General features: G+C 72.7%; 7 protein-coding genes and 1 pseudogene. 4 read left to right on the forward strand and 4 right to left on the reverse strand.

Annotation, left to right across the window (positions count from 1 at the left end):
• A partial coding sequence (locus I73_RS02415; RefSeq protein WP_026096223.1) for an MBL fold metallo-hydrolase occupies window positions 1-338 on the reverse strand: 338 nt, incomplete at its 3' end.
• Between the two features lie 126 nt (window positions 339-464).
• Between I73_RS02415 and I73_RS02420 the strand changes: the two genes are divergently transcribed.
• Window positions 465-2,084 carry a fatty acid--CoA ligase gene (locus I73_RS02420; protein ID WP_022979160.1) on the forward strand — a complete coding sequence of 540 codons (1,620 nt, stop codon included), beginning with the start codon at window positions 465-467 and terminating at the stop codon, window positions 2,082-2,084.
• Between the two features lie 95 nt (window positions 2,085-2,179).
• Here I73_RS02420 and I73_RS31300 read toward each other — a convergent pair.
• Window positions 2,180-3,484: pseudogene (locus I73_RS31300) on the reverse strand (aspartate aminotransferase family protein); the annotation flags it as partial.
• Window positions 3,485-3,487: 3 nt separating this feature from the next.
• Between I73_RS31300 and I73_RS02440 the strand changes: the two are divergent.
• The gene (locus I73_RS02440) at window positions 3,488-4,345 is read left to right on the forward strand and encodes a LysR substrate-binding domain-containing protein (RefSeq protein WP_022979164.1); all 858 of its coding nucleotides are present in this window, start codon (window positions 3,488-3,490) and stop codon (window positions 4,343-4,345) included.
• 25 nt (window positions 4,346-4,370) lie between these two features.
• Here the strand turns inward: I73_RS02440 and I73_RS34545 are convergent, their stop codons facing one another.
• Window positions 4,371-4,865, reverse strand: coding sequence for a hypothetical protein (locus I73_RS34545; protein WP_148289655.1), 495 nt, complete (start codon window positions 4,863-4,865; stop codon window positions 4,371-4,373).
• Window positions 4,866-4,897: 32 nt separating this feature from the next.
• Between I73_RS34545 and I73_RS02450 the strand changes: the two genes are divergently transcribed.
• Window positions 4,898-5,269 (forward strand): hypothetical protein, encoded by a 372-nt coding sequence (locus I73_RS02450; protein ID WP_022979166.1) that lies wholly within the window; start codon window positions 4,898-4,900, stop codon window positions 5,267-5,269.
• 136 nt (window positions 5,270-5,405) lie between these two features.
• Here the strand turns inward: I73_RS02450 and I73_RS02455 are convergent, their stop codons facing one another.
• On the reverse strand, window positions 5,406-6,518 hold the full coding sequence (locus I73_RS02455; protein ID WP_022979167.1) for an AraC family transcriptional regulator: 1,113 nt from the start codon (window positions 6,516-6,518) through the stop codon (window positions 5,406-5,408).
• A gap of 201 nt (window positions 6,519-6,719) precedes the next feature.
• Here I73_RS02455 and I73_RS02460 point away from each other — a divergent pair.
• Window positions 6,720-8,193 (forward strand): FAD-binding oxidoreductase (locus I73_RS02460; RefSeq protein ID WP_040499442.1); only part of this gene is annotated, 1,474 nt, incomplete at its 3' end.

Here is an 8,193-nt window from a genome sequence, read left to right on the forward strand (position 1 = left end):
TCCAACCAGCGGTGGCAGGGGAAGGGTTCGCCCGCCGGAAAGCGGAACATGCGGCTCTGCTCGGGCAGTTGCTCGATCCAGAACAGATCGCCCCGGTGCGGGCCGATGATGGGCAGGCCCAGCCGGCGGGCCATCTCGCCGGTGCCGCCGGCGTGGTCGATGTGGGCATGGGTGAGCCACAGCGCGGTGGGGGTGACGCCCAGGCGCTGCATCTCGGCGATCAACCGGTCCACCTCGCCGCCCGGGTCGATCACGGCCGCCTGCATCGTCTCGTTGCACCAGACGATGGAGCAGTTCTGCTGGAAGGGGGTCACGGGGACGGTGAGGTAGCGCAACATGGACAGGCCTGGAAGTGTCAACCTGAAGTATCGGGCCAGCCACGCTTCCCGTGGAAACCCGGCATGGGCCTCACGCGGTGCCCCTTAGCATCCCTGCAACCCCATCACGCTCGCGACCCTCGCACCATGATCGACCGCACGCCTGAATCCTATGCCTACCCGCTGCTGATCAAGCAGCTGCTACACACCCCGCGCGCCACCGCGCTGAAGCAAGAGATCGTCTACGCCGACAAGCGGCGGCTGAGCTACGGCGAGCTGTTTGAGCGCATCGGCCGCCTGGGCAATGCGCTGCGGGCCCAGGACGCCGGCCTGGGCCGCACCGTGGGCGTGATGGACTGGGATTCGCACCGCTACCTGGAGTGCTTCTTCGCCGTGCCCATGCTGGGCAGCGTGCTGATGACGGTGAACGTGCGGCTGGCACCCGAGCAGATCGTCTACACCCTCAACCACGCCCAGGTGGACCTGCTGCTGGTGCACAGCGACTTCCTGCCGGTGCTGGCCCAGATCCGCCACGAGCTCACCACGGTCAAGACCTTCGTCCTGTTGAGCGACGAGCCCGCCGCCCTGCCCGAAGGTTTTGCTGGCGAGTACGAGGCCCTGCTGGCAAGCGCCGCCGTGGACTGCGACTTCCCCGACTTCGACGAGAACACCCGCGCCACCACCTTCTACACCACCGGCACCACCGGCCTGCCCAAGGGCGTGTACTTCAGCCACCGCCAACTGGTGCTGCACACCCTGGGGGTGACCAGCGCCCTGGCGCTGGCGCGCGACCAGGGCGGCGTGCACCGAGGCGATGTGTACATGCCCATCACGCCGATGTTCCATGTGCACGCCTGGGGCATGCCCTATGCCGCCACGATGATCGGGCTCAAGCAGGTCTACCCGGGGCGCTACCAGCCCGACTTGCTGCTGCGCCTGATCGAACAGGAAAAGGTCACCTTCTCGCACTGCGTGCCCACCATCCTGCACATGCTGCTGCAGTCGCCGGCCGCCAAGGACGTGGATCTCTCGCGCTGGAAGGTCATCATCGGCGGCGCGGCGCTGAACTCCGGCCTGGCCCTGGCCGCCCGTGAACGCGGCATCGACATCTTCACCGGCTACGGCATGTCCGAGACCTGCCCCATCCTGACCCTGGCCCAGGTGGACACGGCCGATGTGGGCACCGCGCGCGACCTGCCCACCCGCATCAAGACCGGCCGGCCGGTGCCGCTGGTGGAGCTACGCACCGTGGACCCGGACCTGCGGGACCTGCCGCGCGACGGCCAGTCCGCTGGCGAGGTGGTGGTGCGCGCGCCCTGGCTGACCCAGGGCTACCTGCACAACCCCGAGGCCTCGGCCGAGCTCTGGCACGGCGGCTACCTGCACACCCAGGACATCGGCCACATCGACGTGCGCGGCTACCTGCAAGTGACCGACCGCATCAAGGACGTCATCAAGACCGGCGGCGAATGGGTGTCCTCGCTGGAGATCGAGGAAATCATCGCCCGCCACCCCGGCGTCAGCGAGGTGGCGGTAGTGGGCGTGAAGGACCCGAAGTGGAGCGAGCGCCCGCTGGCCCTGGTGGTGCCCAAACCCGGCGCGACCTGCACACCGCAGGACATCAGCGACCATGTGATGGCCGCGGTGAAGGAAGGCCTGATCAGCAAGTTCGGCGTGCCCGACCAGGTGCTGTTCGTCGAGCAACTGGCCCGCACCAGCGTGGGCAAGCTCAACAAGCGGGCGCTGCGCCAGCAGTACGGCGGCTGAGCGCCTTCTCGATCGCCTGGTCCATCAAGGACAGGCCCCTGGTCGATCTCGCCGTCGCTCACCGTCAGCGGCGGGGCGATGCGGAACACCCCGCCCATCTGCGGCAGCTTGACGATGTTCATGCTCAGGCCCAGGCCCATGGCCTCGCGGCCGATGGCCTCGCCCAAGGGCGAAGGCCGGCTCTTGGTGCGCCGGTCGGTCACCACCTCCAAGCCCAGCAACAGGCCGCGGCCCTCGCACGTCGCCGATGCAGTCGTACTTCTGCTGCGGCGCAGCAGGCCGGCCTTCAGGCGCTCGCCCGCCACCTGGGCGCGCTGCACCAGGCCGTCGCGCTGCACCACCTCCAGCACCTTCAGGCCCACCGCCGCGGGCAGCGGGTCAGAGACGTGCGTGGTGTAGAACAGGAAGCCCTTGGCGTGCGCGGCCTCCTCGATCGCCGCGGAGGTGACCAGGGCGGCCAGCGGCAGACCCGCACCCAGGGTCTTGGACAGGGTCAGGATGTCCGGCGTCACGCCATCGCGCTCGCAGGCGAACATCATCCCCGTGCGGCCCACGCCAGTCTGCGCCTCGTCGAGGATCAGCAGCATGCCGCGCTCCTCGCACTTGCGCTTGAGCGCGGCCATGTAGCCCGCGGGCAGCTCGATGATGCCGCCGCTGCTCAGGATGGGCTCGGCGATGAAGGCCGCCAGCGCGCCGGTGGACTGGGCGTCGACCAGGGCGAAGGCATCGTCCAGCTCGGTCTGCCAATCCAGCACACCGTCCTTCGTGAAACGCGGCCGGTAGCTGTTGGGCGCCGGGATGGCCAGCGAGCCCACCGCCGCCGGCCCGTAGCCCTTGCGCCCGGCGCTGTAGGTGGCCGCCGCGGCGCCGCCGGTCATGCCATGCCAGGACTGGGCGAAGCCCACCACCTCCCAGCCGCCGGTCACCAGCTTGGCCATGCGCAGCGCGGCCTCGTTGGACTCGGCGCCGGTGCTCAGCAGCAGGCAGCGGTCCAGCCCGGGCGGCGTGGCCTCGGCCAGGCGGGTGGCCAGCTCGACCACCGGGCGCGACAGCATGCCGCTGAACAGGTGGTCCAGCGTGTGGATCGACTCGGTCACCACCGCGGCGATCTCCGGGTGGGAATGGCCCAGCAGCGCGCTCATCTGGCCGGAGGTGAAGTCCAGGATGCCGCGGCCGTCGGCGTCATAGACCCAGCAGCCCTGGGCCCGCTCGATGATCATCGGCTCGAAGCTGCCGCCGTAGCGCACCAGGTGCTGACGGGCACGTTGCCAGAAGAGGGGATCGTCGTTTTGGGACATGGCGGACCTTGAGGGGAAGCAAATGGACATGGGCCGATCTTGCGGCGCCGGAGCCATCTGGTAAAACGAAAGCTTCTTGCACCACTCATCAGAAACGCTCATACCTTGCCCGCCAACCTGGACATCGATCTGCTGCGCAGCTGGCTGGCCGTGGCCGACAGCGGCACGCTCAGCCGCGCCGCCCAGCGGGTGCACCGCACCCAGTCGGCGCTGAGCCTGCAGATGCAGCGGCTCGAGGCGGTGGTGGGCCAGCCCCTCTTGCTGCGCACCGGCCGCGGCGTGCGCCTGACCGCGGCGGGTGAGCGCCTGCGCGAGCACGCCCAGCGCCTGCTGGCCCTGCACGACCAGGCCCTGGCCGATCTGGCCGAAGACCCGCTCAGCGGCGTGCTGCGCTTCGGCTGCCCGGACGACTACGCGGTGCGCTTCTTGCCGCCGCTGCTGCGCGGCTTTGCCCACCGGCATCCCCGCGTGCTGGTGGAAGTGGTGTGCGCCCCCACGCCGCAGCTGCGCCAGGCCCTGGCCCGGCGCGAGCTGGACCTGGCCCTGGTCTCGGTGGCCGAACCGGCCACGGCCCGGGGCCTGCTGCGCACCGAGCCGCTGGTGTGGGTGGGCGCCCCGGGCGGCGAGGCCCTGCGGGCCGACCCGCTGCCCCTGGCCCTGTCCGGCCCCGAGACCCAGGACCACCAGGCGGCCCTGGCCGCGCTGGCCGGGGCCGGCCGGCGCCACCGCCTGGCCTATGCCAGCAGCAGCCTGGCCGGCCTGCTGGCCGTGGTGCGCTCGGGCCAGGCCATCAGCGTGCTGACCCAGACGGCCGTGCCCGAGGACCTGCCGGTGCTGGGCGATGGCGCAGGCCTGCCGCCGCTGCCCCCGCTGGGCATCGTGCTGGCGCACGACCGGCCACGGCCCGCGCCGGTGGCCCAGGCCTTCGAGGCCCTGGTGCAGGAGCTGCTGCCCGGCGCCTGAGACCCCAGACGGGTCCGACGGCGGCTCAATCCGCCAGCCACAGCTCCAGGTGGTTGGGCCTCACATTGCCGCACTGGCTGGGCTTGAGCGGGGTCATGTCCAGCGGGTTCAGCAGCGGCGACAGCGCCTGCTGAACCTGCTGCAGGGTGTCCTGCGACACCTTGTCCGGGCAGTAGCGCAGCTGGTGGCGCGCCGGCACCGACCGGGTGGGCACCCGCTCGATGCCGGGGGTCAGCACGCCCGCCTGCTGCAAGGCCGCCAGGGCCTGCTGGGCCAGAGGCCGGCGCTCCTCGCTGCCGATCTGCACATAGACCCGTGCCGGCAGGGTCACGGCCTGCAGGGCCGGCGCCGCCACCCGTGCGGGCGCGGCGGCGGCCGTCACGGCCCCACTCGCCCCACCCGCCCCATTGCCCGGTGCGGCCGCCGCGGTGCTGCTGCCCGCGTCCAGCAAGCGGGCGACCTGGTCGGCCTGGTCCCGAGCCTGGGGGCTGGCGTCGGGTGCCGCACCGAGGGCGACCACCGACTGCAAAGGCGGCGGTGATCTGATCCACCGTGCCCTTCTGCACCCCACTGGCCGCGGCCACGCTGTTGAGCAGCACCACCCCCAGCCGGCCCTGGGCCGGCTGGTCGGACACCAGCAAGGGCATGATCTTCATGACCGCGTCCAGCTCCTGCCGCGCCTGCTCGGCGGTGGTCCGAGCCTGCTCGGCGGCGACCCGGTCCCGCTCGGCCTGGGCCCTGCGCTCGATCTCGCCGTGGTTGATCCAGTTGCCGAACTCCGCGGACAGCTTGACCGCCAACCCGGCCACCACGGTGGTCAGCAGCCAGAAGCCCAGCTTGCTCTCGAAGAAGGCCGACAGGCGCTCCAGCACACCAGGCGGGGCCCGCGTGGGTTCCAGCTCGCGGCGCAGCTGGGCGCGGTAGAGCTCCTCGTCGCGCAGGCGCTGGCGTTCGTCCTCGGTCAGGGGCATGGGGCCGTCCTCCCTGCCCGCCATCTTAGGCAGCGGCGGCCCCGGCACCGCCCCCTGGCCAGGGGATGCCGCGCCCGGCAGGGGGCGCCTCAGCCCCGGCGCCGCACGGCCTGCGGCGGCTGGCCGAACCAGGCCTTGAAAGCGTGGGTGAAGGAGCTCTGCTCGGCATAGCCCAGCAGAAAGGCGATCTCGGTCAGCGACAGCGCCGGATCGGCCACATAGCGCTGCGCCAGCTCGCGCCGCACCCCGTCCAACAAGGCCTGGAAGGGCGTGCCCAGCGCAGCCAGGCGGCGCTGCAGCGTGCGCGGCGACAGGCCCAGGGCCTGCGCCACCTCGGCGATGCGGGCGCCGTCCTGGGCCAGGCGCTCGGCGATCTGGCGGCGCACCTGCTCGCCCAGGGGCTCGGCCGGGGGCGCCGCCCCGGACGGCGACAGACCGTGCAGGCCCGTCTGGCGGGCGCTGAGCAGGGCCTCGGCATGCTGCTGCAGCAGCGGCAGCAGGCTGGCGTCGGCGCTCGGGATGGGCTCGGCCAGCAGGCGGGCGTCGAAACAGGCCCGGGTGACCGGCGCGCCGAACTGCACCTTCACGCCGAAGAAGTCGTCCAGTCGGGCGCGCGCCGCGGGCGAGGGCGCCGGGTGCGGAAAGGCCAGGGCCTGCAGCGGCAGCGGCCGCTGAGCCAGCCAGCGCACAAAGACGAAGATGCCGGCCATCACCGATTCGCAGACCTGCCGCCCCGGCTGGCGCAGCAGCCAGGGGCAGTGCCACAGGTAATGCGCCTGGCCGTCCTCCACCTGCAGTTCGCTGCGGCCCAGGTCGTGGGCCAGGCCCTCGTAGCGCCGGGTCTGCGCCATGGCGGCGCCGAAGTCGGGGCTGCTGAGCACCACATGGCCGTAGGCCACGAAGCTGGCGGTGCGCATGCGCGCGCCCACCCGCAGGCCGAGGTCCTCGCCCGCCCCCTGCGCAGCGGCGGCCTCCAGCAAGGCCATGTAGTGCAAGGCGGGCAGCGGGTCGGGCAGGGGTGTCGACAGCGGTGGTTCCAACCGCAGGGCGTCGGGCGCCAGCCCGGCCTCGGCCAGCGCGTCCAGCGCCGGCTGGGCATAGGCCAGCGCCACCCGCGCCAGCCGGGCGGGCGGCAGGCCGTGCAGGCGGGCCGCGGCATCGGCGGCCTGGCTGCGGTCGTCGGTGGCGGGTGCGAGGGACACGGCGGAACGGGCAGAAGTGGCGCGGCGTTTCTAGCACAGCCCCCGGCGCCGGCCATCGGGGCTTGCGGCAATGCCCGGCCGCGCCCAGCCGTGGCGTGATTTCACAAGTGCCGGTGTGGGGCCTGGCGGCCCAGGCCAAGCCAGCCGACCGCCCGCTGCCTAGCATGCCCGCCAGCCCGAACGACACAGAACGAGGACACGATGCGGCGTTGGAACGGATGGGGAGACGACACGGTGCAGGCCACACTGCCGGCCGGGGCACTGGACTTTCTGCGCGAGCGGGTGGGCCCGGCCCGGCCACCGGCCGACCTGCGCCTGGCCGAGGCGCTGGCCCAGGTGCCTCCTGGCCGGTTGCCGCCCCACCCCCTCATCCAGACCGACGCCGAGGCCCGGCTGCGCGCCAGCCACGGCCAGAGCCTGGGTGACTGGATCGCGCTGCGCCAAGGCCCCATCGGCCGGGTTTGCGACGGCGTGGCCTTCCCCGAGACCCGCGAGGACGTGCGCGCCCTGCTGGACTGGGCCCAGGCCCAGGGCGTGCTGGTCATCCCGGTGGGCGGGGCCACCAGCGTGGTGGGCCACCTGCGGCCCGAGGCCGACGAGCCCCGGCCGGTGCTGGCCCTGGCGATGGCCCGGCTGCGCGCGCTGAGCGCGCTGGACGAGACGGCCCAGCTGGCCAGCTTCGAGGCCGGCGTGACCGGCCCCGACCTGGAAGCCCAGCTGCGCGCCCGCGGCTTCATGCTGGGCCATTTTCCGCAGAGCTTCGAGTACGCCAGCCTGGGCGGCTGGGTGGTGACGCGCTCCAGCGGCCAGCAAAGCCTGCGCTATGGCCGCAGCGAGCAGTGGTTCGCCGGCGGCCGGCTGCAGACGCCCGGCGGCGAGTGGGTGATCCCGCCGCTGCCGGCCAGCGCCGCCGGGCCGGACCTGCGCGAGTGGGTGCTGGGCAGCGAGGGCCGGCTGGGCGTGCTGAGCGATGTGACGGTGCGGGTGAGCCGCCTGCCCGAGCGCGAGCAGTTCCTGGGCGTGTTCTTCCCCAGCTGGGACGCCGGCCTGACCGCGGTGCGCGAGCTGGCGCAACGCCGCCTGCCGCTGTCCATGCTGCGCCTGTCCAACGCGGTGGAGACCGAGACCACCCTGCGCCTGGCCGGCCACGCCGGCACCATCGCCTGGCTGGAGCGCTATCTGGCCTGGCGCGGCTGCGGCACCGGCAAGTGCCTGCTGATGCTGGGGCTGACCGGCAGCGCCCCCCAGGTGCGCGCGCTGCGGGCCGAGGCCGGTGCGCTGTGGCGCGTCCACGGCGGCGTGGGCACCGGCGAGCGCCTGGGCCGGGCCTGGGCCGCCAAGCGCTTTGCCGGCGTCTACCTGCGCAATGCGCTGTGGGAGACCGGCTACATGGTCGACACCATGGAGACCGCCCTGCCCTGGACCGGCACCACGGCGATGGTGCGGGCCATCGAGCAGGCCGGCGCCCAGGCCCTGGCCGCACTGGGCGAGCGCTGCCACGCCTACACCCACCTCTCGCACGTCTACCCCACGGGCAGCAGCGTCTACAGCACCTTCGTGTTGCGGGTGGGCGCCGACGGGGCCGAGAGCGCGGCCCGCTGGCGCGCGCTGAAAACGGCGGTCAATGCGGCCATCGTCGCCCAGGGCGGCACCATCTCGCACCAGCACGGCTGGC

The organism is Ideonella sp. B508-1, assembly GCF_000333615.1.
GTDB lineage: Bacteria > Pseudomonadota > Gammaproteobacteria > Burkholderiales > Burkholderiaceae_C > Ideonella.

Coding starts and splice junctions, on each gene's coding strand:
- I73_RS02420 (WP_022979160.1), top strand. CDS start 465: ATGATCGACCGCACGCCTGAATCCTATGCCTACCCGCTGCTGATCAAG.